This window comes from Pantoea sp. Ap-967, assembly GCF_011752565.1.
Lineage (GTDB): Bacteria > Pseudomonadota > Gammaproteobacteria > Pseudomonadales > Pseudomonadaceae > Aquipseudomonas.
Window position 1 is genome coordinate 76,593 of record NZ_VWXK01000001.1, and the last position, 25,134, is coordinate 101,726.

The 25,134-nt window shown below is 57.0% G+C and carries 27 protein-coding genes; 7 read left to right on the plus strand and 20 right to left on the minus strand.

Annotation, left to right across the window (positions count from 1 at the left end):
• Positions 1–9: 9 nt before the first annotated feature.
• From F3J45_RS00385 to F3J45_RS00395, 3 genes are read right to left on the minus strand one after another with little or no spacing between them, the layout of a single operon-like run.
• Positions 10–1,326 carry an IS66 family transposase gene (locus tag F3J45_RS00385; protein WP_167055471.1) on the minus strand — a complete coding sequence of 439 codons (1,317 nt, stop codon included), beginning with the start codon at positions 1,324–1,326 and terminating at the stop codon, positions 10–12.
• 50 nt (positions 1,327–1,376) lie between these two features.
• The gene (tnpB, locus tag F3J45_RS00390; protein ID WP_167055474.1) at positions 1,377–1,712 is read right to left on the minus strand and encodes an IS66 family insertion sequence element accessory protein TnpB; all 336 of its coding nucleotides are present in this window, start codon (positions 1,710–1,712) and stop codon (positions 1,377–1,379) included.
• Positions 1,709–2,035 (minus strand): transposase, encoded by a 327-nt coding sequence (locus F3J45_RS00395; RefSeq protein ID WP_167055477.1) that lies wholly within the window; start codon positions 2,033–2,035, stop codon positions 1,709–1,711. The genes tnpB and F3J45_RS00395 overlap by 4 nt, the downstream gene beginning before the upstream one ends.
• A gap of 107 nt (positions 2,036–2,142) precedes the next feature.
• Here F3J45_RS00395 and F3J45_RS00400 point away from each other — a divergent pair, with 107 nt between their 5' ends.
• The 3 genes from F3J45_RS00400 to F3J45_RS00410 all read left to right on the plus strand — a co-directional run bounded on the left by F3J45_RS00400 (position 2,143) and on the right by F3J45_RS00410 (position 5,140).
• Positions 2,143–2,748, plus strand: a complete 606-nt coding sequence (locus F3J45_RS00400; RefSeq protein ID WP_205300328.1) for an OprD family outer membrane porin — start codon at positions 2,143–2,145, stop codon at positions 2,746–2,748.
• 331 nt (positions 2,749–3,079) lie between these two features.
• Complete coding sequence (locus tag F3J45_RS00405; RefSeq protein WP_167055480.1) at positions 3,080–4,033, plus strand: PDR/VanB family oxidoreductase; 954 nt, start codon at positions 3,080–3,082, stop codon at positions 4,031–4,033.
• A 36-nt stretch (positions 4,034–4,069) separates the two neighbouring features.
• A complete protein-coding gene (locus tag F3J45_RS00410; protein ID WP_205300329.1) occupies positions 4,070–5,140 on the plus strand; it encodes an aromatic ring-hydroxylating dioxygenase subunit alpha in 1,071 nt (356 codons plus the stop codon).
• Between the two features lie 309 nt (positions 5,141–5,449).
• Here F3J45_RS00410 and F3J45_RS00415 read toward each other — a convergent pair whose 3' ends face one another.
• The 16 genes from F3J45_RS00415 to F3J45_RS00485 all read right to left on the minus strand — a co-directional run bounded on the left by F3J45_RS00415 (position 5,450) and on the right by F3J45_RS00485 (position 19,204).
• Positions 5,450–6,637 carry an MFS transporter gene (locus F3J45_RS00415; RefSeq protein ID WP_167055483.1) on the minus strand — a complete coding sequence of 396 codons (1,188 nt, stop codon included), beginning with the start codon at positions 6,635–6,637 and terminating at the stop codon, positions 5,450–5,452.
• Between the two features lie 104 nt (positions 6,638–6,741).
• Positions 6,742–6,963 carry a hypothetical protein gene (locus F3J45_RS29785; RefSeq protein WP_205300330.1) on the minus strand — a complete coding sequence of 74 codons (222 nt, stop codon included), beginning with the start codon at positions 6,961–6,963 and terminating at the stop codon, positions 6,742–6,744.
• Positions 6,964–7,028: 65 nt separating this feature from the next.
• Complete coding sequence (locus tag F3J45_RS29790) at positions 7,029–7,406, minus strand: flavin reductase family protein (RefSeq protein ID WP_205300331.1); 378 nt, start codon at positions 7,404–7,406, stop codon at positions 7,029–7,031.
• Between the two features lie 29 nt (positions 7,407–7,435).
• Positions 7,436–8,437, minus strand: a complete 1,002-nt coding sequence (locus F3J45_RS00425) for a CDP-6-deoxy-delta-3,4-glucoseen reductase (RefSeq protein ID WP_167055486.1) — start codon at positions 8,435–8,437, stop codon at positions 7,436–7,438.
• A 4-nt stretch (positions 8,438–8,441) separates the two neighbouring features.
• Complete coding sequence (gene dmpG, locus F3J45_RS00430; RefSeq protein ID WP_240164497.1) at positions 8,442–9,455, minus strand: 4-hydroxy-2-oxovalerate aldolase; 1,014 nt, start codon at positions 9,453–9,455, stop codon at positions 8,442–8,444.
• The gene (locus F3J45_RS00435) at positions 9,455–10,363 is read right to left on the minus strand and encodes an acetaldehyde dehydrogenase (acetylating) (RefSeq protein ID WP_167055492.1); all 909 of its coding nucleotides are present in this window, start codon (positions 10,361–10,363) and stop codon (positions 9,455–9,457) included. The genes dmpG and F3J45_RS00435 overlap by 1 nt, the downstream gene beginning before the upstream one ends.
• Positions 10,360–12,219 (minus strand): feruloyl-CoA synthase, encoded by a 1,860-nt coding sequence (locus tag F3J45_RS00440; RefSeq protein ID WP_167055494.1) that lies wholly within the window; start codon positions 12,217–12,219, stop codon positions 10,360–10,362. Before F3J45_RS00440 ends, F3J45_RS00435 begins: the two co-directional genes overlap by 4 nt.
• A 103-nt stretch (positions 12,220–12,322) precedes the next feature.
• Positions 12,323–13,105, minus strand: a complete 783-nt coding sequence (locus F3J45_RS00445; RefSeq protein WP_167055508.1) for a 2-keto-4-pentenoate hydratase — start codon at positions 13,103–13,105, stop codon at positions 12,323–12,325.
• Positions 13,106–13,135: 30 nt separating this feature from the next.
• The gene (locus tag F3J45_RS00450) at positions 13,136–14,113 is read right to left on the minus strand and encodes a nitronate monooxygenase family protein (RefSeq protein ID WP_167055510.1); all 978 of its coding nucleotides are present in this window, start codon (positions 14,111–14,113) and stop codon (positions 13,136–13,138) included.
• Positions 14,114–14,150: 37 nt separating this feature from the next.
• Complete coding sequence (gene hcaB, locus F3J45_RS00455; RefSeq protein ID WP_167055513.1) at positions 14,151–14,963, minus strand: 3-(cis-5,6-dihydroxycyclohexa-1,3-dien-1-yl)propanoate dehydrogenase; 813 nt, start codon at positions 14,961–14,963, stop codon at positions 14,151–14,153.
• 10 nt (positions 14,964–14,973) lie between these two features.
• Positions 14,974–15,495 (minus strand): 3-phenylpropionate/cinnamic acid dioxygenase subunit beta, encoded by a 522-nt coding sequence (locus tag F3J45_RS00460; RefSeq protein ID WP_167055515.1) that lies wholly within the window; start codon positions 15,493–15,495, stop codon positions 14,974–14,976.
• An 11-nt stretch (positions 15,496–15,506) separates the two neighbouring features.
• Entirely contained in the window at positions 15,507–16,856 is a 1,350-nt protein-coding gene (locus tag F3J45_RS00465; RefSeq protein ID WP_167055518.1) for an SRPBCC family protein, read from the minus strand.
• 25 nt (positions 16,857–16,881) lie between these two features.
• On the minus strand, positions 16,882–17,238 hold the full coding sequence (locus F3J45_RS00470; RefSeq protein WP_167055521.1) for a non-heme iron oxygenase ferredoxin subunit: 357 nt from the start codon (positions 17,236–17,238) through the stop codon (positions 16,882–16,884).
• Entirely contained in the window at positions 17,210–18,082 is an 873-nt protein-coding gene (locus F3J45_RS00475) for a protocatechuate 3,4-dioxygenase (RefSeq protein WP_167055525.1), read from the minus strand. Before F3J45_RS00475 ends, F3J45_RS00470 begins: the two co-directional genes overlap by 29 nt.
• 3 nt (positions 18,083–18,085) lie before the next feature.
• Complete coding sequence (locus F3J45_RS00480) at positions 18,086–18,367, minus strand: hypothetical protein (protein ID WP_205300332.1); 282 nt, start codon at positions 18,365–18,367, stop codon at positions 18,086–18,088.
• Positions 18,368–18,388: 21 nt separating this feature from the next.
• Positions 18,389–19,204, minus strand: a complete 816-nt coding sequence (locus F3J45_RS00485; RefSeq protein ID WP_167055531.1) for an alpha/beta fold hydrolase — start codon at positions 19,202–19,204, stop codon at positions 18,389–18,391.
• 273 nt (positions 19,205–19,477) lie between these two features.
• Between F3J45_RS00485 and F3J45_RS00490 the strand changes: the two genes are divergently transcribed.
• From F3J45_RS00490 to F3J45_RS00505, 4 genes are all read left to right on the plus strand, one after another.
• Positions 19,478–20,035 (plus strand): TetR/AcrR family transcriptional regulator, encoded by a 558-nt coding sequence (locus F3J45_RS00490; protein WP_167055534.1) that lies wholly within the window; start codon positions 19,478–19,480, stop codon positions 20,033–20,035.
• 218 nt (positions 20,036–20,253) lie between these two features.
• Positions 20,254–20,982 (plus strand): amidotransferase, encoded by a 729-nt coding sequence (locus F3J45_RS00495; protein ID WP_167055538.1) that lies wholly within the window; start codon positions 20,254–20,256, stop codon positions 20,980–20,982.
• A gap of 416 nt (positions 20,983–21,398) precedes the next feature.
• Positions 21,399–21,980, plus strand: a complete 582-nt coding sequence (locus F3J45_RS00500) for a TetR/AcrR family transcriptional regulator (RefSeq protein WP_167055541.1) — start codon at positions 21,399–21,401, stop codon at positions 21,978–21,980.
• A 220-nt stretch (positions 21,981–22,200) separates the two neighbouring features.
• A complete protein-coding gene (locus F3J45_RS00505; RefSeq protein WP_167055544.1) occupies positions 22,201–23,832 on the plus strand; it encodes a GMC family oxidoreductase in 1,632 nt (543 codons plus the stop codon).
• A 101-nt stretch (positions 23,833–23,933) separates the two neighbouring features.
• On the opposite strand, the gene F3J45_RS00510 is transcribed toward F3J45_RS00505, so the two are convergent.
• Complete coding sequence (locus tag F3J45_RS00510; RefSeq protein ID WP_167055546.1) at positions 23,934–25,022, minus strand: ABC transporter ATP-binding protein; 1,089 nt, start codon at positions 25,020–25,022, stop codon at positions 23,934–23,936.
• Positions 25,023–25,134: the final 112 nt, after the last annotated feature.

Below are 25,134 nucleotides of genomic sequence, written 5' to 3' on the forward strand. Positions count from 1 at the left end.
TTTCATGACTTAGCCCAGTGTAGGCAGCGACCAGTTATGCGGTAGCAATTGATCGATCTCACTCGCCCGCTGCGTTGGCAGGCGAGTGAGAACATCCTTTAGATAGGCGTACGGGTCATGACCATTCAGCCGCGTAGACTGGATCAAGCTCATGATCGCCGCAGCCCGTTTGCCGCTGCGCAGCGACCCAGCGAAGAGCCAGTTCGATCTACCGAGCGCCCACGGCCTGATCTGGTTTTCCACGGCATTGTTGTCGATGGGCACAGCACCATCATCCAGGTAGCGCGTCAGCGCTACCCATCGTTTAAGGCTGTAATCAAGTGCCTTGGCCGTGGCCGAGCCCTCGGGCACAAGTGCGCACTGAGCCAACATCCACTCATGCAACTTCTCAGCGACGGGCACCGCCATTTCTTGGCGTAATCGCCAGCGATCTTCATCGCTCATCTGCTTGGCCTGCCGCTCGACTTCGTACAAACCGCCGATTGAGTGCAGCGCTTGTTCGGCCAACTGGCTTTTATTTGCCGCATGCAGGTCGAAAAACTTGCGCCGCGCATGGGCCATGCAACCGATTTCGGTGATGCCCAGTTCGAAGCCGGCCTTGTAACCCGCGAAGTCATCGCACACCAGCTTGCCGTTCCAGGTGCCCAGGAATTGGCCCACCCACTGCGCCAGTGTTGAGCGCGGGATCGCCAGGCCGGCACGGCCAAAGATCTTTTCCTGCCGGTACAGCGGAAGATGATCGGAGAACTTGGCCACCATTACGTGAGCCAACAGACCGGCAGTAGGGATGCCCTTGTCGATGACTTGGGCGGGCACCGGTGCCTGGATCAGCGTTTCGCACTGACGGCAGGCCCACTTGCCACGTACATGCTGCTCAATGGTGAACACGCCTGGCGTGTAATCCAGCTTCTCGCTGACGTCTTCTCCGATGCGCTGAAGCTGGCAGCCGCAGGCACACTCGGTGTTCTCCGGCTCGTGATGAAGGACGGTGCGGGGGAACTGCGGTGGCAGTGGCGCACGCTTGGGCTTTTGGCGAGTTTCGTCCGACGTCGGGGCAGGACGAAGCGCGTCCAGTTCTGCCTCGATGGCCTCAAGGTCGGTATTGAGCAGGTCATCCAGCAAACTGCCTTGCGCCGGGCTGATCTGCTCGCTGCGTTTGGCGAACTTGTGACGCTTGAGGATGGCGATTTCGTGAGAGAGCTGCTCGATGATCGTCTCGTCACGATGGATCTTTCGGCCCATGGTGTCGACCTTCGACAGCAACTGCGCAGCGAGTGCGCGCAGTTGATCGGGCGTCATTTGGTCGAGATTAGGCGAGGAAGTCATGCCGTGGATTTTACCAAAGCAACCCATCCGAGACAGCTAAAAGGCCCGATTCAGAGCAACGTAATTGCGCCGTTAGCGCCAACCCGCTGCCAGGGCAGGCCTAGAACCAGCGCCTGAAGTTGTTCGGCGTCGAGTTCAACTTCGTGGCCTCGATGAGTGCCAGGCCAATGGAATTTACCTTGGTTCAGGCGGCGCGCGGCCAGCCAGATGCCAACGCCGTCGTGCACCAGTACTTTCATCCGGTTGGCGCGGCGATTGGCGAACAGATAAGCGCAGTGCGGCTTCGCCGCACCGAATACGGCGACAACGCGGGCCAGTGCGGTGTCCGTGCCGGCACGCATGTCCATGGGCTCGGTGGCGAGCCAGATGGCGTCGATGCGGATCATTGCGAAAGGCTGCGGATGAAGCGGGCGCAGCCATCCGGGTCGCAGATGGGCCAGCTCACAGTGACTGTGCGCTGCCCGGAGGAAATATCGATGCGAGCTACATCCTGCCGAGCTGGCATCGCCACAGCGGTCTCAAGCTTCAACGGTACAAATGCAGGCAAGGCGCAAGCCTGCCGGTCACGATAGATAGGTATCCACTTGCGAACCAGATTGGCGTTGATGCCGTGCCGCAGGGCGACGCTGGCAATGGACACATCAGGGCCCAGGCATTCTTGGACAACCTGGGCCTTGAAGGGTTTGGGATAAGAGGTGCGCTGGCGCATGGTGTTCCTTGAATTAAAGGCGATGGTGTCCACGTATTTTTAGGTGGACACCATCGCCCTTAACCTGGGGATTTTTAAGGTGTGTTCGGCAGACGCTTACAAATGATTTGACGCTGCGCTACTACCACGCTCGGCTTCAGAATATCTACGAGCAGGACTTCGCCGGAACGACTCACTCTCTGCCTTTAGGCCCAGGCGAGCTGAAGACGGACCTCCGAGTGTTTGATCCTCGCAATACCGGTGGGACAGAAGCCGGCAAAGTGGATAGCTTGAACGCTGGGGTCATGATCACCTACCGATTGGGAAGCCATTCGTTTGGATTAGGCTACATCGCCGGCGGTGAGCCAGGGGTGATAAGCGACGGCGCTATGAGTGCCGCCTTTGCGAATCCCAAGGAGCACACGACCGTCGTTCGATACGACTACAACTTCGTAGCCATGGGAATCCCAGGTCTCACCGGAATGATTCGGTACATGCGAGGTAGCGATATTGATCTCCCCCAGCTAGGCGGCGCGAACCTCAAGGAGTCCAGCAAAGACGTAGAGGTCGCCTACGTCGTTCAATCCGGACCTGCCAAGAACTTGGCCATACGTCTGCGGCATGCGTTCTACCGTAATGATCTCGATTCCAATGCCACTTTCCGCAGCGATAACGAAACCCGGATCAATTTCGATTACACCCTCAAAATCTGGGGACCAGTGCTTGCCAGATGATCCCTGTTGGCCTTCTGGGGAGAAAACTCACTGACAGCTATATCAATGCTGCTCCTGAGAACAAAATGATAAAATCAATTGGTTGACACCGCAACCAATCAAGGCAATTCTATGATCAGCCGAAGTGCGAAGTGGCGGTCCAAAGCGTCGCCATGCCTACAACAAAAAATTAGAGCGAAGCTGTCATGATTAGCCACGGATACCACTGTCTGCCCCCTCCCGACGCTACCGCAATTTCAAGCTCCAACTCTCGACGAGACTGATTTACAGTCAAGTCATAGTTACATGCCCTGTAAATTTGCAGACCACTTTCTGAGTGGAGGTAGAAGTCATGCTCAAAGTTCAAGTTTTCCATAAAAAAGCAGAAGCTTTAGATATCTCTAGTTTTGAACTACGCACAGCCTCTGGGGCAAAGCTTCCGCCATTTACTGCAGGTGCGCATATTGATGTGCACCTGCCTAATGGTATCATCCGACAGTACTCCTTGTGCAATTCACCAACAGAACGCCATCGTTATGTAATTAGCGTGCTGAAAGATTCGTCCTCACGTGGTGGCTCTGTTTCGATGCACACCGATGTCGATGTGGGTGGTTTTGTCTTGATCAGCGAACCCCGAAATTTATTCCCTATCGATAAGACTGCAGACAAGCACCTGCTTTTTGCCGGAGGCATCGGTATTACCCCGATACTTGCCATGGCACACGCATTGCACGGCAGCGATGCCGATTTCGAGCTTCATTACTGTTATCGAGCTGCTGATCGGGCGGCGTTCATTGATTACTTGAAAGCGGCTGAGTTCAGCAGTTGCGTTCATCTCCACGATGACAGTAGCACCGATGATCAACGCCTGAATGCGAAAAACCTCCTTGCTAATCCGGAAGCAAATTCGCACCTGTACGTATGTGGGCCCGGTGGTTTCATGAACCACATCCTCGATACAGCCGCGTCCTGCGGTTGGCCAGAGCGGCAGATCCACCGGGAGTTTTTCGCTGCAGAGCCAGTGAGCCACGACGGTGACCATTCCTTCGAAGTGGAGCTCGCCAGATCAGGCCAGGTTTTCCAGATTCCAACCGACCGCACCGTTTTTGAAGTCTTGGACGAATGCGGCATCGAGATTCCGAGCTCTTGCGAGCAGGGCGTATGCGGCTCGTGTATCACCCGCGTCCTAGACGGTATCCCGGAGCACCGCGACCAGTTCATGACTGCGGCAGAGCATGCGCTAAACGATCAGTTCACGCCTTGCTGCTCTCGCTCCAAATCGCCACGCCTGGTTCTCGACCTGTGAGTTCCAACAATAACAATCAAAGAAAAGGAAGATGCCATGATTACTTCTACCACTGAACAGCTTGCCTACGAGGTTGCTCCAGCCAATTCTCCCGCTTTCCCGCTCAGCCAGTGGTACGTCGCCGCGCTGAGCTCGGAGCTGAAAGACAAGCCCTTAGGGCGCACTCTACTCAATAAACCCGTCGTCCTGTTCCGTACGGGTGATGGCCAGGTTGCAGCTCTAGAGGATCGCTGCTGCCATCGTGCACTCCCGCTTTCCGATGGCACCTTGGAGGCCACGGGTTTGCGGTGCGGCTATCACGGCCTGCTGTTTAACCAGGCAGGTAAGTGCGTTGAGATTCCTGGGCAGAACAAGATTCCAAGCAAGGCTAAGGTACCGGCTTACCACGTCAAGGAACGTGACCATATTATCTGGATCTGGTTTGGCGCCGATGCGACGACTGAGCCTGACTGCGCCCCCCCTGAGTACAAGGTTCACAGCTCTGGCCGCTACGTCTTTGACGGTGACGTATATCACTACGATGCTCCGTACCAACTGATTCACGACAACCTCATGGACCTGAGCCACCTTGGCTATGTGCATCTGAAGACTATCGGTGGCAATGCCAGTATTCACATGAATGCCGAGATGAAGGTCGAAAGCGAAGGGAACACTGTTCGGGTGGTGCGCCATATGCCGAATTCTGTACCGCCTCCCACCTACACCGCAGTCTATCCATTCAAGGGTAACGTCGACAGATGGCAGGAGATCGAATTCCATGTTTCTCACCTGCTCATCTGGACCGGTGCCGTCGACGTGGACACCGATGCGATAGATGACCCCGAGCGTGGTGGCTTCCACATGCGTGGCTTCCATGGCGTGACGCCAGAAACCGATACGACCAGCCACTATTTCTGGACGATGGCGACTAACCCAGTGAGTGATCCAGAGGCGATAAAAGCCAAAGTGATCGAACAAACTATCCTAACCTTCGATGAAGACAAGATAATCATTGAGGCGCAGTACAAAAATATGTGCCGTTTTGGCCAAAAACCGATGATCGATATTCATGTTGATGTAGGCGCTAACCGTGCACGGAGAATTATCGAACAACTTAAATCCAGCTGAACAGCCATTCCCTGATTTCGATAAATTCAAAAAAATTCTTTTGCTCCATTTGCAGGCATTCCTCAAGCTGATCTAAAAGGCAGGGTGATTATCGTAGTAGCTCACCTGAGAGCGCTTTAAGAGCCCGATTACGGATGGTTCCACTCACCGGGCACTACAGCGCTTTGACGCGAATAGCCCCTTTAGCTTTAAGCGTTGAGGGGCTAGCTGTACGCCACACACCTGATACTACCTTCAGGCGATACAGTGAAACCAAAATAAACGGATCGCTCCAGATCCGTCTGCCCCCCACCGTCACACCGGCTTAGATCAAGCCCCAGCAACGGGGACTGGCGAAAGCACCTTCCTTTGGGTTCTCAAATATCCCACCATGAAGAGTCCTGAGGAAACGATGAACATTCCCCCAACAAATGAAAGGAGACCATCGAAACCATACCCATAGGCAAAGACGAACGATCCCAGCAGAGGTCCTGCAGCCTGACCAACACCTTGAGCGGCCGGCAATAACGCTGCCAAGCGTCCAGACTCATCCAGCGCACCAAACAGCACAATTTGCAAAACCTGGGTTAAAGCGATCATTTGGAAATAGATAAATACCTGTCCAGCATACACATAGTCAGCGGCCTCGACATTCCAGAACAGGCAGAGTAATCCGCTCGAAAAAAGCAAGATAACTTGAGGTAGGTGCTGCCCCCATAACTTGGAAATCTTGTATGCGAATAGGCAACTGGCCATACACGTCAGATTGGCTACATTCAGAACTTGGCCGACTGTATCAGAAGTCAAGCCTTGAGCAGTACCTAGTCGTTCCGTATATGCCCAAAAACACGCGGTGGCCAAACCCCATAATACGACGGCGCCGATGGAAATTAGACCGACTGCATTCAAAGAAGCCCCCTGCTGATTGTCAGGGTTGCAAGACTCGGGCACGGCCGGAACATAGTTAAGCGCTGCGGCAGCGAGGACGAACATGGTCGCCAAGCTGACAAACACCGCCTCGAGCCCCCAGTGTCCCAGCAGCCAGGGGATGGTCAAACACAGGCAAGAACTACTCAACCCCAAGCCGATGCCAAAAACGCAAGCGTTGGCAGCGCGGTTACCAGCCACGGAAAGCTTTGACAATGCATAGGCGTAGCACATACCACCCCCCAACCCAGCAGCGAAGCGCAGCACAATCAGCAAACCAACGCCCTCGGCCCATGCGGTTGCAAGGTTTGCCACCACTGCCATCGCAGCGCCTGCCAAAGCAATACTGTGGGACCGCCCCCTACCCAGAAGCCTGGCCGTCAACAAACACCCCAATAACAGTCCAACCAGCTCTGAAGATCCCAGCCACCCGACCTTCACAGGGTCTATGCCCTTCGCCTGACTTAGCGCGCCAAGTATCATCGGGAGCGCCAGATAAGCACCGAAGCCCGTCGAACCAAGTATCGTGCAAGCCCCCACGGGTATCACATGCCGGACCCACTGCCTGTTCACGCGCGCATCGACCTTCATCGTTATTCACCTTCTTATACTTGTATATGGCGTTTCTAGTCCCGGATCGCATAGTTCAAGGGCTCTAAGAGCTCCGCTCACTACCAAGCCGGGATCGGGCAAGCTCAGCGCAGGTTACGAGCTGCCGCACCCTCCAGGCCTATCAGCAATCGTTCAGAGTCTGGAATCACCATTTGAAACACAGAGGTCACACTGGTGTAATCGAAATAACCCAGCCGGGCCAATGGACGTATTTTAAGAATGTCGAGACGACCTGAGTCGGTCAAGACATTGTCGTCGATATGAACGCCCACGACCTTGCCAAAGACCACGTCCACTGTGCCCATTGGCCCATTGCCAGGTAACCGTACCGTCTGCAGATACTGGCATTCGAACTGCACGGGTGAGGCAGCTACGCACGACACAGCCACTTGTACTCCGGGCCTTTTTCCAACCCAGCGTGTACGAATTCGTCGCACCCGTGAGCAAGCTCCTGGGCCGTCAGGTTCATCTGCTCTCGCAATGCCCACGTTGCCATGTTCCAGACAAATTCTCCCGTTTGTTCGGCGTTGACCACGCTGTCCTTGCGATGGCCATCTGTGGTCTGGTTCGATGAGAACATCACCATGGCCGGGTCGAAACTGACATTGGTGAACTGACTATAGGGCGCCAAGTTGTCGATGCCCTCCGCGCTGCGCGTGGAGATCCAGCCAATCGGGCGTGGCACCACACAAGACTTGAATGGGTCATGTGGCAGGCCATGGGCAGTGACACCGGGCTGATAGAACATGCAAGGATCCTTTTATTGTTATTCGCGGTTCAGACGAAAGCATCGGCGTAGAAGCAGTCAGCATCCAGGTCGAGTTCAGCTACATAGTCCCTGAGGGCCGAATTGACCACGATCGGTGCGCCACAGGCGTAGACGTCAAACTCCTTCAGGCTTTTGAAATCACTGAGGACCTGACGGTGCACAAAGCCGGTAGCCCCCTGCCAGTCGCATGCAGGGCCAGGCTCCGACAGTACGGGCGTGTAACGCAGCCAGGGCAATTGCGCCTCGAGCGCCAGCAAGTGCTCATGACGGTATAGATCTGCGCGTTGTCGCCCCCCCCAGTAGAGGTAAACCGGGCGACGGTTACCCTGCGCTTGCAACTGCTCAAGCAGCGCCTGGATAGGCGCAAAACCGGTGCCGCTGGCCAGGAAGATCATCGGGCGTTCGTTATCACGTAGATAAAAAGACCCAAACGGCCCCTCTACCCGCAATATGGCTTTAGGCTGCAGAGCGTTGAATACATGCCCACTGAAAACCCCGCCCTGCATGTGACGAATGTGCAGTTCCACCTGATTATCGCGCGGGGTGCACGTCGCCATCGAATAGGCCCGCCGGCTGCCATCCTTAAGCAATACCTGGAGGTACTGGCCTGGCAAGTAATTGAACGTCGCCCCTGGCGCCAGCATCAGCCGCACCACTGCAACGTCGTGGCTCACCTTGTCGATGGAAGCGACCCGAGTGCCCATTTGCTGGATACTGATGCCACGTAGTTCAGTGACTTCGGGGGCCTCGATCACCAAATCGGAGCGGGCTCGGGCGCAGCAGAACAGCGCCATTCCCTGCGCCCGCTCCTGCTCGCTGAGGACGTCCCATGGGCTATCGGCGTGGTCAACTTCACCACTAAGAACTCGCCCCTTGCAACTTCCGCAAGTCCCTGTGCGGCAGCTGTGCTTGAGCATCAGGCCGTCAGCTAGCGCCGCATCGAGAACGGTCTGGCTCTCGGCAATAGAGCAACACAGGTCAACAGGGAGTATCTGAATGTGATGTCCCATCGCCCTACCCTCGCTGAGCCTTGAGCAGGTCAAGCGCTACGTCGACGATCATGTCTTCCTGGCCACCGACCATGCGCCGGCGGCCGAGTTCGACGAGAATGTCCAGGGTCTTCAGGCCGTACTTGCCCGCTGCGACCTCGGCATGGCGCAGGAAGCTTGAATACACGCCCGCATAGCCGAGGCCGAGGGTTTCACGGTCCACTCGTACCGGGCGATCCTGCAACGGCCGGACGATGTCATCTGCCGCATCCATCAGGGTGTACAAATCGGTGCCGTGGTTCCAGCCCATACGTTCGGCAGCGGCAATGAAGACTTCCAAGGGTGCATTGCCTGCACCAGCCCCCATACCGGCCAGGCTGGCGTCCACTCGATCGCACCCCTCTTCCACGGCCACGATCGAGTTGGCCACACCCAGCGACAGGTTGTGATGCGCGTGCATACCGGTCTGGGTCTGTGGGTCCAGCAGTGCCTTGAAGGCCCGCATCCGATCGCGGATGTCGTTCATGTTCATGGCGCCACCGGAGTCGGCCATGTAGATGCACTGGGCTCCGTAGCTCTCCATCAGCTTGCCCTGTTTCGCCAGTTCTTCGGCAGGAATCATATGGCTCATCATGAGAAAGCCCACGGTATCCATGCCCAGTTTGCGGGCGTACTCGATATGCTGCCTTGACACGTCCGCTTCCGTACAGTGAGTAGCGACGCGCACCACTCGTGCCCCCGCATCGTAAGCCGCCTTGAGGTCGTGAATCGTTCCGATCCCAGGCAGAAGCAAGGTAGCGATCTTCGCGTGGCTGACCACGCCAGCGACCGCTTCGATGTATTCGATGTCGCTGTGCTTGCCAAAGCCATAGTTGAAGCTCGAACCCTGCAGCCCATCACCGTGGGCAACTTCGATGGAGTCAACCTTGGCCTTGTCCAGGGCGCGGGCGATGTCACGCACGTTGTCGAGGCTGTACTGGTGGCGAATTGCGTGGCTGCCATCGCGCAGGGTCACGTCGGAGATATAAAGCTTTTTCATCATGCAGCTCCCTGGTTCAGTGACAGCGCCATGCGCTCGGCGGTAGCCAGCGCCGCCGAGGTCATGATGTCGAGATTGCCGGCATATGCAGGCAGGTAGTGGGCGGCGCCTTCAACCTCAAGGAAGATCGAAGTCTTGAGGCCTTCGGGTAGCACATCGAACTGCACCTGCTGTTTCAACCGATACCCTGGGACATAGGCCTGCACCGCGGCTGCCATTTCCTCGACGGATGCTGCGATCTGCGCCTGATCGGCAGGCTCCGAGAGGACGAACACGGTGTCGCGCATCATCAAGGGCGGCTCCGCGGGGTTCATGATGATGATCGCCTTACCCTTGGTTGCACCGCCGATGGTTTCGATGGCCTTCGAAGTCGTCTCGGTGAACTCGTCAATGTTGGCACGTGTGCCGGGCCCAGCCGATTTACTGGCGATCGAGGCGACGATCTCGGCGTAATGCACCTTGGCAACGCGAGACACCGCGGCCACCATGGGGATGGTCGCCTGCCCACCGCAGGTGACCATATTCACGTTCGGCTGTCGCAGGTTCTGTTCCAGATTGACCACCGGAACGCAGTAAGGGCCGATCGCGGCCGGTGTCAGGTCGATTACCTGAATGCCCGGTTTCGCCGCACGCAATGCCGCGTCGTTGCGCACATGGGCGCCTGCCGAGGTGGCGTCGAACACAAAGTCGATTTCATCGAAGGCCTTCATGGCGATCAAGCCTTCTACCCCTTCGTGCGTTGTGGCCACCCCCATGCGCTGGGCACGCGCCAGGCCATCGGAGGCTGGATCGATACCAACCATCACTGCCATCTCGAGGTGCTTGGCGTTGCGAAGGATCTTGATCATCAGGTCGGTACCGATATTGCCCGAACCGATGATCGCGACTTTGAACTTGGATTGACTCATGCAGTTTCTCCATAGACTTCAGCGAGCAGGATTACGTCCTGTCCGAGGTTTTCGGCGTAGAGACGCTGGACCGCGTCTGCGTGCAGGGCCAGCGCTGCGCGCTGATTGATGTAGCCTTTGTCAGTGATCTCGCCATCGGCCAGGCTTGGCGGTGAGTCGAGAATGATCAGTCGAGCAGCGTGTTGCGAAGAGGCCGGGAAGGCCTTGGCCAACGACTGCAGCCCGGCGCATAGGGCCAGACGGACCTCTGCCCGCATGGCAAGCTCGCTGCCACTCAAGGCCCGGCCTTCCCGCCCCAACAGTTCGCGCAACGCCGGTGTCGGATAGACCAGGGCGCAGATCACATCGCGGTCGTGCCCACAGATCACACAGTCGCTGGCATAGGGAGCCAACGCGCTGACCAGGCGAGTGCGCAGCGTACCCACTGACACCCAAGTACCACTTGTGAGCTTGAAGTCTTCGGTGACACGGCCATCGAACAGCACACCAAGCTCTGGGCGTTCCTGCTCAACCAATCGCCCTGCATCACCAATGCGGTAAAAACCTTCTTCGTCGAACGCCGCGACAGTGTTGGCAGGATCGTCCAGATAACGTGGAAACACTGATGGTCCGCGTACACGCATCTCCAGCTTGTCCCCGGATGGCACGAACTTGAGTTCGGTACCTGGTATCGGCAACCCGATGATTCCTGCACGCGTGGATGCAAAATGCATACTGGTGACCACTGGCGAAGTTTCAGTGGCTCCCCACGCAGTGGCGAAAAACAGAGGTTGGCTGCGCACCGCAGCGGCGCAGCGGACCAGCCGGTCCCAACTGCTCTGGGGTAACGCTGCGGCAGCGTAAAACAGCATGTGCAGCCGGCCGAACAGGGCCTCGGACAGCTCTTCGTCACGTTCCAAGTACGGCAGCAGTACCTCATAACCGCGTGGCACATTGAAGAACACTGTCGGCTTCACCGATTTGATGTTTTCAACCGTACGGTCTATCTGCCCAGGGAGCGGCAGGCCGTCATCGATGTATAACGTGCCGCCGTTTCGCAGCACCAGGTTGAAGTTGTGGTTGGCCCCAAACACGTGGCTCCACGGCAACCAATCCAGCACCACCAACTCGCAGTGTTCGAGGAAGCGCCAGCACTGAGCGATGGCTTGCTGGTTCGCGCAGAGCATGCCGTGGGTGTTGATTACGGCCTTGGGTGACCCAGTGGAACCGGAGGTCAGCAGGTAGCGAGCAGGAGTTGTGCCATCAACCTGCTGGAAAGCGGACATCACAGCAGCGCTTTCAGGTTTATAGAGCAAAGGAAGCGCAACCGCCCCGTGGATCTCCTGGGCATTGCGCGCAGCGACCACCAGGCACTGCGGTTGGGTCAGGCGGATAGCCTCGAAGTAGGCATCCCCATCACTGACGAAGACCACCGCCGGCTGTAATACGTCGATGATAGCCCGGAGCTTTTTGCAACCTCCGGCGGTGTTGCGCGAATAGGCTACAGAAACTGTGGACACGGGTATGCCCACATGCATCGCCGCGAGCGTCAGCAACGCTTGGTCGATGTCGTTTTCCGAAAGCATCAATACGGGACGGCCCGGCTGCAAATTCAGCTCCAATAGGCCTTGAGCCAATTCGCCGACACGACGGCGAACTTCGCCGTAAGTCAGTTTGAACCAGCCATTACCGCGCCGCTCGGCAAGAAATACCCGCTCCGGAGCCTGCGCGGCCCAGTGTTCCAGCCACTCACCCATGCACCGTGCGTAAGGTAGCAGCGGGTGCGGGGACTTGAGGACAAAACTGCCGTCGGCGCGTGCTTCACGGAGCACCTGCGCCGGTGCGAGTAGCGTCGGATCGTTATGGAAGTCGTACATGGCACGCCCTCGTGAGCGGTGCCGGCATAAGGCCCCGCCCAGTGATCTTGTTCTTGTAATGGTCACCGCATCGGCCAATGCGGTGGTGAATCGCTTCGGATGCTCAGACGAACTGGCAGCTCACCTCGCCAAGGCGGCTGAGGCGTAACCGCAGGCGATCGCCTGCACTGACGGAAACCATTGGCCCAAGTGCACCAGACAGGAGTACATCACCCGCCTGCAACGGGCGCCCCGCTTCGGCCATTGTGCGTGCCAGCCACAAACAGGCATCCAGCGGGTTACCCATGCAGGCAGCGCCGACGCCGAGCGAGGCCTGACTGCCATTTTTCTCCAGGACCATGCCCTCTACGGAGAGGTCCAAGCCCGACAGCAGGACCGGCGTCTTGCCCAGCACGTAAAGACCCGATGAAGCATTGTCGGCGACAGTGTCAACCAATGTAATCTTCCAGTCCTGGATTACCGAGTCGACAATCTCCAAAGCCGGCAGAACATGATCCACAGCGCGCAGCAGCTCGCTGAGGGTGGTGTCGGCGTTCGGCAGGTCTCGACCAAGGACGAACGCGATTTCGCCTTCGGCCTTTGGCTGGATCAGGCGGCTCGTCTCAATGTCACTACCATCCCGATGTTCCATGTCGGCGAACAACATGCCGAAGTCCGGTTGGTCGACGCCAAGCTGCTGCTGAACCGCCAGCGAAGTCAGGCCGATCTTGCGACCACTCAATCGCCGCCCCTGGGCAAGTGCGACCCGGGTATTGATGTCCTGTACGGCGTAGGCGTCGGCCAGGCTGGTGATATCAAAACGTTCAGAAATTCGTGCTACGGCCTGACATTGTTCCCTGGCGTCGAGAATGGCCAGTGCAGCTGCTTCAAGATTCTGTTGATTCATCGTCCGCTTCCTTCAATACGCTGAATTGGGTCAAACAGAGCGAGCAACGCTCTGCCGGTAGCTGTGATGAAGTTCATCCACCAGCTCGGCCACGGTGCTGGTGCGGCGGATCTGCCCTACGCCCTGCCCGGCCGACCACACATGCTTCCAGGCCTTGTTGGCGGTGGCGATGTTGCCGGAAAAGTCGATTTGCGCGCGGGACTCGGCATTCGGGTCAATCCCTGCCCTGGCCAGCGACGGTTTCATCCAGTTGGCCAGTACGCCACTGACGGCCTTGGTAGCAGCGATATCGTCCAAGGAGCAGTCCACCAACATATCGCGGTAAGCTTGCTCGACCAGACTCTCTGCCGTGGCCACCAAGCGCGTGCCGATCAGTGCAAAATCACAGCCCAGCACTTGTGCGGCATGGATGTCGCGGCCATTTGAGATAGCACCTGCCAACCCCAGCGGGCCATCCCAAAACTCGCGCACTTCAGCTGCAAACGCGAACGGGTTGTTTGTTCCGGTATGACCGCCAGCGCCATTGCACACCAGCACCAGGCCATCCACACCCGCCGCCACGGCCTTGCGCGCCAGCGCTGGCGTGACCACGTCGGCAATCACCACACCACCATACTCATGCACGGCGTCTAGTACGCGGGCCGGGCTGCCCAGTGCCGTAGAAACAATCGGTGGTTTGTAACGACGCACCAATTCCAGTTCAGCCTCGAAGCGATCGTAGGTACTGTGTACGATCATGTTCAGCATCCAGGGCGCCCATTGCTCGCCCCGGTCCCCAGCGGCCTCTCGCTCGCTGACGATTTGCTCCAGCCATTCCTGCAGCTGCTCCACTGTCCTGGCATTGGGCGCTGGGAAGCTGCCGACGATTCCTGCCTGACAGCACGCAGCGACCAGCCGCGGGCCGGAAACCAGGAACATTGGAGCCGCCAGCACAGGTAGTTGAAGGGCGGTAAACATATCCAGCAATTGCCGCTGGGGTGCACTCAGGCTTCTTGTGTTAATGCTCATGACGCTTACTCATTCTTGTAGTTCTCAAAAGCCAGGTTCAGGCACTGCGCGGACGAGACGGCCCAGCACTTCGAATTTCCCATCCGCCATCGCTATGAATGATGTTGGCGGTGGTCAATCCTGCGTTCTCACGGGAAGCCAGCAGCACATAATGCCCGGCATGGTCTGCCGGCTCCGCGAGGCGTTGGAGCGGTACAGCCTGGGCGGCGCCTGCTTCGAACCCTGGGATCTGATTCAGCGGCACGCTTCGGCTGTTCAGGCCCTCCAGGCTCTTCATCGGTGTATTGGTCGCGCCAGGTGCCACACCGTTTACGCGGATGTCTGGCGCCAACTCGTAGGCCAGTTGGCGAATCATGCCGACCAGTGCGTGCTTGGCAGTAACGTAGAGAATGCCGCCGCCACCGGCATAGAACGCGCTATTGGACAAGGTGAAGATCATGCTGCCCGAGGTTTCGCGCAGGGCTGCGGTCGCAGCTTGTGCACCGAGCAGATAGCCTTGTACGTTGATCGAAAACAGCTTGTTGAACGCCCCGGCGAAATCCTCGGGCGCGATACGATCCAATCGAGTGAAGTAATCGAACACCGCAGCGTTGCCGACAAAGGTGTCGAGTTTGCCGAAGGCCTCCAGTGTTGCGGCGACCGCGCGCTGATTGTCGCGGTAATCAGCGACATCGCCTTGCACGGTGATAACCGCATCGCCCAGCTCCTGCTCCAGCTGGCGCAGCTGGGTGGCATCGCGTGCCATCACCGCGACCTTGGCGCCTTCTGCCACATAGCGCCGTACCACCGCGCTGCCAATGCCTCCGGTCCCACCAGTCACCAGCGCGACCTGTTCGTTCAGCCAACCCATGTGCAGGTCCTCAGAGGAAAGTGTTGATGTTTTTGCACAGCAGCATTGCGTTCGGAATCAAGATCTTGCGCCGTAGCAGTTTCAGGCCATCGGCCTCCAGGCGCAGAACATCCTCGCGCCTTCCAGTCAGCTGGTACTGTTCGTCAAGCCCGCGACTGCGCACGTTGATGAAACAGGAGTAAGCCCGGTACTCGCCCACGTGGTCACCGGCATACACCTCGACATTGCTGACCAGGTGCACATTGCGCGTCGGTGGGTTCTCGGCCCAGGCCGAGGGCTGCTTGAAGCGCGACACACGGCGCTGAAGTTCGCGCATGCCGTCATCGAACAAGGCCATGTGCTCCAGGCGGTATGGCCCTGACTTGTCCTCACGACGACGGTTTTCAATACCCGGCATCCAGTAGTGAATGGCTTCGCTCAAGGTCTGCAGCCACTCATCCCAGCGTTCGTCATCCAGCAGACGCGCTTCGCGCAGCAGAAACTGCTCGACCCGACGTACTTCATCGAAGGTTGGCATCACTTCATTGGTCATCGCAGTCATCCTCAGCGCATCTTGCCATTGCGGTCTGGCACATCCGCCCAGGTAGGCGCCTGCAGCAGATCCTTCCAACGCTGGTAGAACGCCCGCGCATTGCACTCGTTGAGCTGGCCTTTGAATACGTTCCCAGGCAGCTCACTGTCTTCGATGCGGCTGTCCATACCGAGGCCGACGTAAAGGTCCTGATAGCGGGTGACCACACCACGGCTGGTCTTGGTGCAGTACTCCCAGTTCTCGCCATCGTCCATCTCGAACACACCAGTGGGCGAGAAGGTCATCATCGCGCCACGGCGCCATTTGTCCTTGATGTCTTGCGGTGCGTTCTTGTTGACGATCACCCAGGTGAACAGCTCGATCTTGTGCGGTCCGCGCGGCTGCCAAATACGTACAGTGTTCTGCCCCGGCAAGAAGGAGAAATTGGGGAACACCGTGAAGGAAGAAATAGCCCCGATCAGCTTCGAGCGGAACTCGCCCAGCCGCTCGGCCACTTTCGGCCTTAACACGTGCAGGTACTTGTTGATCTCGCGCTCGCCCAGGGTTGCGGCGTTACCCACGACATCGGTGGCGAACTCGTAGCCATGACCATTCCAGTTCACCGAGTAGGACTCAGGAAATTCGCCGACGTTGGCTACCGGCCCGCCGAGCATGGCCTTGGCTGCGGAATCGTGAGTCCAGCCACCGTGCAGGATATCGCCGACGAAGTTCTCGGCGGCGATCTTCCAGTTGCATTCGATGGTGGAGCGGATACAGCCACCGAGGAACTCGCTGCCACCCTCGTCCATGTCGAGCATGACATCCAGGTACCAGGTCATCGGCCCCAGGTACTCCTCAAGGCTGGGTGCGTCCGCCGCGAAGGTAGCGAACACCAAGCCCTTGTAGCTGGCCACCCGCGCCTCACGCAGGCCATGCTTGCTCTTGTCGAAATTGCTCTCTTCGTAGCACTTGGATTCGTGCATGCCGAGCAGGCGCCCACCATCGGCGCCAAACGACCAACCGTGATAATTGCAGATGAAGCCGCGGGCGTTGCCCGCCTCGGCGAAGCAGACCTTGTTGCCACGGTGCGGGCAAGCATTGAGGAACACCTTGAGCGATGCATCTTTCTGCCGCACCACCAGCACTTCATCTTCACCCATGCTGGTGGTCAGGTAATCACCAAATTTGGGCAGCTGCGACTCGTGGGCGACGAACAGCCAGCAGCGGGCGAAGATCTTCTCCATCTCCTGGGCGTAGATCTGCTCGTCCCAGAACACTTTGCCCGACAACCGCCCTTCTTCCATGTCGCAGATGCGGTCGAGGTTGTCGAGTGCCGGGCTGCTCTCGATGCTTCTCAGCGGAATGTACTTGTTGTTATCCATGGCTCAGACTCACAGTATTTCGGCATTACACCGGGCTGTTCACAGCCGCCAGCGCCTCTTCGGCTTCTTCGGCGGTGTCGGCGTAGACCTCACGGTCAGTAACGATGACCTTGTAGGTGCGCAGGTGCTTTTCGCACGGGAACGTAACGGCCTGACCACTGGGCACATGGAACTGGCCCCAATGCACCGGGCAGGTGATCAGGTCGTCTTCCAGATCACCCTCAGCCAACGATGCCGTGGCGTGGGTGCACATGTCCGTGGTGGCATAGAAGGTGCCATGGAGGTTGTACACGCACAGCGCATCGCCACCGTTCGGGTTGTCGACCTTCTTCAGTTCACCGGGCGCAAGGTCATCACGTTGGCAAAGCAAAATGCGGCTCATGATCGGCCTCCTTCAGTTGTACAAAGCCCAAGCCGGTTACCCAGGCGGGTACGGCCTCATAGGCGATCACCTCACCCTGGGGCCGTTGCAGGGCAGCCATGGCGCAGGCGAAATTGCGAATTTCCATTGCCCCATTACCGGCGCGACGGAGAATTTCCTCATCCGAGTAGGCGCACAGAGCTCTCAGGTCACCGTTGATGCCGTGGCGCAGGATCTCCAAGTCAAACTCTTCGGCAACCCGGCCCATTTCGACGGTACCGACCCAGTGGCTGATGCCACCACTGCCGATGATCACCACGCGCTCGTGCTCATCGAAACTTTCCACGGCTGCGCGAATTTGCCGCCCAAGGTCTGCTGCGCGGGACAAGGGAATGTAGGGGTCAACACCGCAGGCCAGGTAAACCGGGATGGTTGGTAATTCACGCCCAAGCAGTGCCTGAGCAGGCCTGACCACCAGTTGATGCGGAATTGAGAAGGAGTGATCAACCGTGAAACTACGGGCCACGGTCCAGTCGATACCCCCTGCCTGAGCGTGCTCAACGATGTGCGCAGCCAGCCGCTCGTGATTGAGCACCTGTTCACGGGCAAGCCCTGGTAGCCGATCGATCGGCCCGTCGACATCACCGGTGGCAATCACGTATTGCGGCAGACAGTGAGTACCGAACAGGATGTAATGATCACAACCGACAATGACCACTGAAGTTGGTTGCAGCTCAGCCAGACGCTTGGCGCATTCAGAGAATGCGCCCCACACGGCATTGCGCTGCGGCTCGGGAGGGGCCTCAGGCGCTACGAACATCACTGGGTCGTGCGGCATCCAGAAGCCGCCTACAATCTTGCCCATCATTCACCCCTTGAGCGCGGCAGAGAAGCCAACACTTTGTTCATCTGTACACCCCAACCGGCGCTTGTACGCCGCCATGTCTCGGTGGGGGGAAAGCTCTTGCCAGAACCCCATCGTCAGCATCGGGCTCACGCCAGCTGCTTGCAGTCCCGCTACGTCGAAGTCGAGGATCATCGCCACCTCGTCCTCCATGAGTGCATAGCGCCTGAGGAAACCAGCTGGGTCCTGGCGAAATCGGTCTTTCGCGGCGCGCTCGACACAGAGTTGCCAGAGCACTTTTTCCATCAGATTCCGACTCATGACCGATCACTCGCTCAGGAAATCACGGACGAGCGCCACGAAGCGCCGAGGCTGCTCGCTTTGCACCCAGTGGCCGCAGCGCCCGAACAGGTGCAAGTCGGCATCCGGGATGCTATTGGCGATCAACAGTCCACACTCCGGTGGCACGACACGATCTTCGCGGCCGTGCACCACCAAGGTGGCCGCGGTGATCTTGGCCAGCGCACTTGCCGGGAAGCCTTTGACAATGGTCGGACCATCGCTTAAAGGCTTCGGAATCAGTTTGCGCAGCGCTTCCTGGGCGCCTGGGCGGGCACTGGCCTGGTAGCGCGCCTGAACCATCTCGTCGGTGATGAGGTTCTGGTCGTAGGGGAAGAGGGCCATCAGCTGTCGCATGTTGGCGACTGACGGCTCGTACTCCCAAGCGCCGCGCAGGCCCGCAGTTTGCTCGAACTCGCCTGCAGGGGTGCCCAGCAGCACCAACCGATCAACGCGCTCCGGAGCAAACACCGCCAGACCGATGGCTAAGGCACCACCGAATGAGTTACCGACGAAGGAAGCCTTCTGAATATCCAACGCGTCCATGATGCCGACCAGGTGGTTGACCCACAGCTTGATGTCGTACTTGGTATCTTCCTTGAATTCGGTGAACCCGAAACCGGCGATATCCGGAACGATCACCCGCCAGCGATCAGAGAACGCCGGCACGCTCTTGGCCCAGTTGGCCCATCCCGACACACCAGGCCCCGAGCCGTGCAGAAGGAACAGCGCATTACCTTGGCCGGCTTCGTGGTAGTGAGTGTTATGCCCTGCTGCGAGCAAGGTCTTGGCTTTATCGCTCATCGGGTCTCCGTCATTTAGCAACATACAGTTGTGTATCTAGATGCTAAGAAGAGTTTTAGCTGACGTCAATGGCCTCGCGGCAGGCTCGTGAAAAATAAATACACTTGTGTATCTTAATGATTTGTGCTTTAAGCAAGCCTAAAGCCGTCAATACAGGGCCATCTGCTAGGCGCGCAGCGACTTGGCGCGTTAGACTGTACGCCCCGCCAGATCAAGCTCGTCCAGACGCCGGCAAGCAGGCATACGCCTCTCACGATAAGGTTTTTTGCATACATGAATGTACGTACCAGCCTCACCCGGGATGACTGGATCGAAGCAGCACAGCACGTACTGGTCAGCGGCGGCGTGGATGCCGTGCGCGTGGACGTGCTCGCCAAGCAGATGAAAATCACGCGTGGCAGCTTTTACTACCACTTCAAAAGTCGCGGCGAACTGCTCGCTGGCATCCTCGACAGTTGGCGGGCCAGGGCCACCGAGGATGTGATTCTAAGTCTGCGTGACAGCCACCAATCACCGCTTCAGCAATTACAGCACCTGCTGGAACTGCCCTCCCATGGCCAGCGCGCCAAGGACGCTGCTGCTATCGAGCTAGCTATCCGGGCTTGGGCGCGGCGCGACAAGCAAGCCAGGCAAGCCTTGGACGAAGTCGATCGCCACCGGCTGACTTATATCGAAAGCCTGCTGATACAGGCCGGGGCAGAGGAAAACGACGCGAGAGCCAGGGCTTACCTCATCTACGCCTACCAGCTCAGCCAGTCACTATTGAACCAGGAACCTCAGTTGTGCTCGCGTATCTCGACCTTGCTAATACCAGAGATGGCGAGCAGTTAAGCTCGCCTCTGCAGCCACCGAAAATTCTGACGCTTCACTGTTGAGGCCTACGCATCAGCGCTTAACGACAGCTCGGCAAGCAGCGCTCATGTCGACTTCAACCTACCCGTCACTATCTAGGTTTAGCGCAATGACAACTAAGCGTTAACACCTGACGATGTAACGAGCATCCATTCTAGCCTACCATCCGGCCGTCCCAATAACCGCGGGTGGAACACGTGACATTAAAGATATGTATATTGGAAGCTGACGTTTTGGCTACTCAACTGGCAGAACAATACGGCTGTTATGGACACATGTTCGAAAAACTTTTTCAGCACCAGTCGCTTCCCGTATCCCTCGATACCTACAATGTCGTCCTTGGGGACTACCCCAATCCAACGACCACCTATGACGCCTACCTGGTAACAGGCAGTAAATTTGACTCATTCGGCTCGGAACTATGGATTCAGCATTTGCGCGACTTCCTCGCCACGCTGATCATGAATGAACAGACTATTGTGGGCATCTGTTTCGGGCACCAACTGCTATCGCTAATGCTCGGCGGCAAGGTAGACCGATCAGGCAACGGGTGGGGCATAGGCGTTCATACCTACAGGACCGAGTCCAAAAAGAGCTGGATGACCCCCTTCACGAACGAAGTGAAGATGCTGGTGAGCCATCAAGACCAGGTGAGCTGCATGCCAGCGAATGCCGAACTACTGGCAACCAGCGAATTCTGCCCTGTTGCTGCCTATCAGGTAGGCGACAGGATCATTTGTTTTCAGGGGCATCCTGAATTTACCTCTGCCTATTCCCGGGCGCTCATCGAACGACGCTGTGACAAGCTTTCACCAGCGGTTTACATAAAGGGGCTCGAGAGCTTGAACGAGCCCCACCAAGGCTCAATGATTGCTAGCTGGATTACGCATTTTGTTGCTCAATCGCAGACACGCTCACAACGCTGACGCGAGTGTAAAGCCGCAGCGCAATCAAGCAATGCGGCAAACCAACACATACGTTGAAAAAATCTCTAAAATCACAAAAGGCAAATCTCTATCGCATTGAATAATTTACTCTTTATTATCAACGACTTACAAAATAAAAAAATTACCCCCACCAGAGTCTCATTCTCCGACCTCTGAATTTTTCAACAATTATGTTGACTTTTTTAGGCCGCGAATTCTAGACTACGCACACACCACAAGCTGAAAATCGTCGGAGGCTTCAACGCCGTTGAGCCGAGAAGACCGAAGGATGTTATCTTTTGTCGCATCCTTCCTGAGCAGCATGACAGCCTCAGTATCGTAAGGCTCAGGATTTGCACATTTCACCGCCATGACCACTTCGCAGATCTGGCGACGACCGGAGCTACGCAGCAAACATGACCGTAAAAAAGACTAACAAGAAACAATCGATCATCGAGACCTTCATGAACTGTGTTATCGAACAGGGACTGAACAATAGCTCGATGGCTGAAATTGCTTCGAAAGTCGGCATTGATCGCAGCAGCCTCTATTACTACTTCAAATCCCGAGAAGAACTCATCGATGCGCTGGTCCAGTTTGTAGTGGACCAATACATTGACCAGTTTTCCCGTTCACTGTCTGCCTACACAAACCACCAGCACCGCGCTGAACAACTGGTTGAGCACTTGTTCGGAGGCAGGTTCCATCAGCCTGGGCTTTCTCAAGTCATTGATGAACTTGCCGTATTGGCTAACCGGGAAAAGCATATCAATGCACAGGTCAAGTCAATTTACCAGGCCGTCGAGCTCGCCATTCTGCGAGAGGTTGATCAAGCATTCCCTGATGCCGATCCCGAAAAACGCCGCTGGGCTGCGTATGCATTGAACCAACTCGCCGAGGGCTGCTCAGTATTCACATCTTACGGCTTCAGCAGTGACCGCCTGGAAGCTGGCCGCCTTGCTGCGCAATGCATATTGAAATCTGTCACCAGTAGCTGAAGAACCTGGCGATACATCCTCTGCTCACATAAAAAGGAACGCTACGCCGCCCCTTCAACCACCTGTCACAACCGAACGTGAGCGCAGTGACAGATTGAACGGTCGGCATCTCCTTAGTTTTATTTTCGCTCAATAACTCTCTGATAGACATTCCGCTCCAGGGCCGCTACGGCCCTGGATTATTCTTTCATGACGAACAACACATAAAAGCAGGCCCCTCATGAACGCCGATGTCTTTGATTACATTGTGATAGGTGGTGGTGCGGCCGGGTGCGTGGTCGCCGCGCGCCTCAGTGAAGATCACAGTCGCCAGGTACTGCTGCTCGAAGCAGGCATCGATGACAAGAGCCTCTACATACGCATGAACGGTGCCTATTTTCGCACATTGAACACCAAGCGAACGGTGACCTACAATTCCGAACCCTCCCCCTACACCGAGAACCGCTCCATTGCAGTGATGCAAGCTCGTACTTTGGGCGGAGGCCACTCGATTAATGGCATGGTTTATATTCGCGGGCAGCGTGAGGATTATGACGGATGGGCAGCGAAGGGTTGCCTTGGGTGGTCTTTCGAGGAGGTGCTTCCCTATTTCAAGAAGTCCGAGAACAATCAGAGACTGATGACAGACTTGCATGGTAATACCGGCCCTCTGACCATATCCGATAACAGCTACCGTCACGTTCTCAGCAGAGCATTTGTGACCGGCGCGCAGCAGGTTGGCGAGCGACTCGGGCTGCCTATTCACTACAACGACGACTTCAACGGCCCTCGCCAAGAAGGGGTCGGCTACTACCAAACCACCAGCCTGAATGGAGAACGCTGCAGCACGTCACGCAGTTTTCTCTGGCCAGCCATGAGTCGACGCAACCTCAAGGTACGGGTAAATAGCCCGGTCGCCCATGTCATGATCGAGAACAGACGCGCAGTTGGCGTGCGCGTGTTGACGGTAGACGGCGGACTCATTGAGATTCGTGCACGTAAGGAAGTCATAATTTGCGCCGGCGCCACCGTGTCCCCCAAGCTTTTGATGTTGTCTGGCATAGGACCGGCTGATCACTTGCGAGAACACGGTATCGAAGTAGTGAGCGATGTTCCCGGTGTCGGCGAGAACTATCAGGATCATGTCGCGGTGGCGGTGGACGGCAGACTCAAGAACCCTATCAGCTTGCTTGGCCAGGACCGGGGCTTTAAAGCCTTACGCCACGGCTTGGACTGGGTTATCCGTCGCAGAGGACTGTTGACTTCAAACCTGGTCGAGAGCGGCGGATTTTTCGATCTTGACGGCGATGGTCGCCCCGAAATCCAGATTCACACCATCGCCATGGCCTCTACCAGCTGGGGTGAGGGCGACGATATCACGGGACTTCCCTCCCCTGAGCACGGCTTGTCCGTTTCCCCCTGCTGCCTGACAAGTCATTCGCGCGGCAGAATTCGCTTGCGCAGCAAGGACCCAAGCGCAGCGCCGATAATTGAAGCGAATTACCTGAGCAATTCCCTTGATGTCGAGAACTTGGTAAGGGGCGTGCGGCTGGCTCGCCAGATCCTGCAGGCTCCCGCGCTGGCCCAATACATTGAGGGCGAAATAACACCTGGCGATGCTGTCAACGATGATGATTCCGCCTTGGAAGCTTATGTGCGCAAAAACGCGGAGAACTCATACCACCCTGCCGGCACATGCGCCATGGGCAATGACGAAAACGCGGTGGTCGACCTGCAACTGCGCGTTCGCGGCATAATAGGCCTGCGTGTTGCAGATGCATCCGTGATGCCTGAGATAGTCCGAGGCAATACCACGGCAGCGACGGTGATGATCGCCGAAAGAGCCGCAGAATTCATCACTCAGGCACCTTGACGCATCCCAAACAGCGTAAGGGCCGCAGCCATTCTGTTGCGGCCCTTACGCTTGAATTGGCAATGGACGTATTAAATGAACACTTGCTGCGAAATGAGCCTTTAGCCCCGCAGCACGCTACCACTGTCCTCGGACCAGTGAACAAATACTGCATCTCCCCAGGTAGGCCGCGCGCCATGCCGTTCTGCATTCGCAACAAAACTCTGGACGATCAGCCCACTGCTCAGCTCAATGTAGAAAACCGAATGGCCGCCAAGGTAGGCGATGTCATGCACTTTACCGCGAGCCCAGTTGAAATCCGAGCAGGGTTCCTGCATGCCCATCAACAGCTTTTCTGGGCGCAACGCATAGGCCACCGGCCTTTCTTCGATGGCGGTGGTAATACCATGCCCAACTCTGATAGGACGGTCCAGTTGAGGGCATGAAATAATCGCGTGGGACTGTTCATCCTCGATGATCTCGCCATCAAATAGGTTCACGTTTCCGATAAACTCACAAACCAGACGGTTGATCGGAGACTCGTATACATCCTTGGGCGTACCGACTTGCTCAATAGCCCCCTGGTGCATGATTGCGATCTGGTTCGCCATCGTCATGGATTCCTCCTGGTCATGGGTGACCATCACGCAGGTAACGCCCACACGCTCGATAATTTCGATCAGCTCGAGCTGCATGCGTGAACGCAGTTTCTTGTCCAAAGCGCCCATGGGTTCGTCCAGCAGCAACAACTTGGGACGCTTGGCAAGCGATCGAGCGAGTGCAACACGTTGTCGCTGACCACCAGAAAGCTGATGCGGCATTCGATTGGCCAAATGCGTCATGTGCACCAACGACAACATCTCATCCACGCGCGCTCTTATCTCGCTAACCGCCAGCTTTTCCTGAAGCAATCCAAATTCGACGTTTTGCGCAACGGTCATATGCGGAAAGAGCGCATAAGATTGGAACATCATGTTGATCGGACGCTTGTGGGGCGGCATTGCCGTGATATCAACACCGTCAAGGTAGATACGCCCCGCGGAAGGTTGCTCGAATCCTGCCATCATACGCAGCAACGTTGACTTCCCTGACCCGGACCCACCCAGGAGGGCAAACACCTCTCCCCGTTTAACGGACAACGTCACATTGTCCACCGCCCGGAGAGCCCCATACGATTTCGAAACACCTTGCAACTGCAGAAACGCAGACATGTTAAACCTCCACCCCTGTCGCAGTGGGCGTGATTGGATTACCTTGCGAAGGAAGGCGAGGGTCTACCCCTGCCTCCACTCGAAAATATTGAACGCCTGGATTCGAGCCGCA

What these genes read in the sequence shown, in the direction of transcription:
- F3J45_RS00385 (WP_167055471.1), bottom strand. Translation starts at nt 1,326, where the DNA reads ATGACTTCCTCGCCTAATCTCGACCAAATGACGCCCGATCAACTGCGC.
- tnpB (WP_167055474.1), bottom strand. Translation starts at nt 1,712, where the DNA reads ATGATCCGCATCGACGCCATCTGGCTCGCCACCGAGCCCATGGACATG.
- F3J45_RS00395 (WP_167055477.1), bottom strand. Translation starts at nt 2,035, where the DNA reads ATGCGCCAGCGCACCTCTTATCCCAAACCCTTCAAGGCCCAGGTTGTC.
- F3J45_RS00405 (WP_167055480.1), top strand. Translation starts at nt 3,080, where the DNA reads ATGCTCAAAGTTCAAGTTTTCCATAAAAAAGCAGAAGCTTTAGATATC.
- F3J45_RS00410 (WP_205300329.1), top strand. Translation starts at nt 4,070, where the DNA reads ATGATTACTTCTACCACTGAACAGCTTGCCTACGAGGTTGCTCCAGCC.
- F3J45_RS00415 (WP_167055483.1), bottom strand. Translation starts at nt 6,637, where the DNA reads ATGAAGGTCGATGCGCGCGTGAACAGGCAGTGGGTCCGGCATGTGATA.
- F3J45_RS29785 (WP_205300330.1), bottom strand. Translation starts at nt 6,963, where the DNA reads ATGGGCACAGTGGACGTGGTCTTTGGCAAGGTCGTGGGCGTTCATATC.
- F3J45_RS29790 (WP_205300331.1), bottom strand. Translation starts at nt 7,406, where the DNA reads ATGTTCTATCAGCCCGGTGTCACTGCCCATGGCCTGCCACATGACCCA.
- F3J45_RS00425 (WP_167055486.1), bottom strand. Translation starts at nt 8,437, where the DNA reads ATGGGACATCACATTCAGATACTCCCTGTTGACCTGTGTTGCTCTATT.
- dmpG (WP_240164497.1), bottom strand. Translation starts at nt 9,455, where the DNA reads ATGAAAAAGCTTTATATCTCCGACGTGACCCTGCGCGATGGCAGCCAC.
- F3J45_RS00435 (WP_167055492.1), bottom strand. Translation starts at nt 10,363, where the DNA reads ATGAGTCAATCCAAGTTCAAAGTCGCGATCATCGGTTCGGGCAATATC.
- F3J45_RS00440 (WP_167055494.1), bottom strand. Translation starts at nt 12,219, where the DNA reads ATGTACGACTTCCATAACGATCCGACGCTACTCGCACCGGCGCAGGTG.
- F3J45_RS00445 (WP_167055508.1), bottom strand. Translation starts at nt 13,105, where the DNA reads ATGAATCAACAGAATCTTGAAGCAGCTGCACTGGCCATTCTCGACGCC.
- F3J45_RS00450 (WP_167055510.1), bottom strand. Translation starts at nt 14,113, where the DNA reads ATGAGCATTAACACAAGAAGCCTGAGTGCACCCCAGCGGCAATTGCTG.
- hcaB (WP_167055513.1), bottom strand. Translation starts at nt 14,963, where the DNA reads ATGGGTTGGCTGAACGAACAGGTCGCGCTGGTGACTGGTGGGACCGGA.
- F3J45_RS00460 (WP_167055515.1), bottom strand. Translation starts at nt 15,495, where the DNA reads ATGACCAATGAAGTGATGCCAACCTTCGATGAAGTACGTCGGGTCGAG.
- F3J45_RS00465 (WP_167055518.1), bottom strand. Translation starts at nt 16,856, where the DNA reads ATGGATAACAACAAGTACATTCCGCTGAGAAGCATCGAGAGCAGCCCG.
- F3J45_RS00470 (WP_167055521.1), bottom strand. Translation starts at nt 17,238, where the DNA reads ATGAGCCGCATTTTGCTTTGCCAACGTGATGACCTTGCGCCCGGTGAA.
- F3J45_RS00475 (WP_167055525.1), bottom strand. Translation starts at nt 18,082, where the DNA reads ATGGGCAAGATTGTAGGCGGCTTCTGGATGCCGCACGACCCAGTGATG.
- F3J45_RS00480 (WP_205300332.1), bottom strand. Translation starts at nt 18,367, where the DNA reads ATGGAAAAAGTGCTCTGGCAACTCTGTGTCGAGCGCGCCGCGAAAGAC.
- F3J45_RS00485 (WP_167055531.1), bottom strand. Translation starts at nt 19,204, where the DNA reads ATGAGCGATAAAGCCAAGACCTTGCTCGCAGCAGGGCATAACACTCAC.
- F3J45_RS00490 (WP_167055534.1), top strand. Translation starts at nt 19,478, where the DNA reads ATGAATGTACGTACCAGCCTCACCCGGGATGACTGGATCGAAGCAGCA.
- F3J45_RS00500 (WP_167055541.1), top strand. Translation starts at nt 21,399, where the DNA reads ATGACCGTAAAAAAGACTAACAAGAAACAATCGATCATCGAGACCTTC.
- F3J45_RS00505 (WP_167055544.1), top strand. Translation starts at nt 22,201, where the DNA reads ATGAACGCCGATGTCTTTGATTACATTGTGATAGGTGGTGGTGCGGCC.
- F3J45_RS00510 (WP_167055546.1), bottom strand. Translation starts at nt 25,022, where the DNA reads ATGTCTGCGTTTCTGCAGTTGCAAGGTGTTTCGAAATCGTATGGGGCT.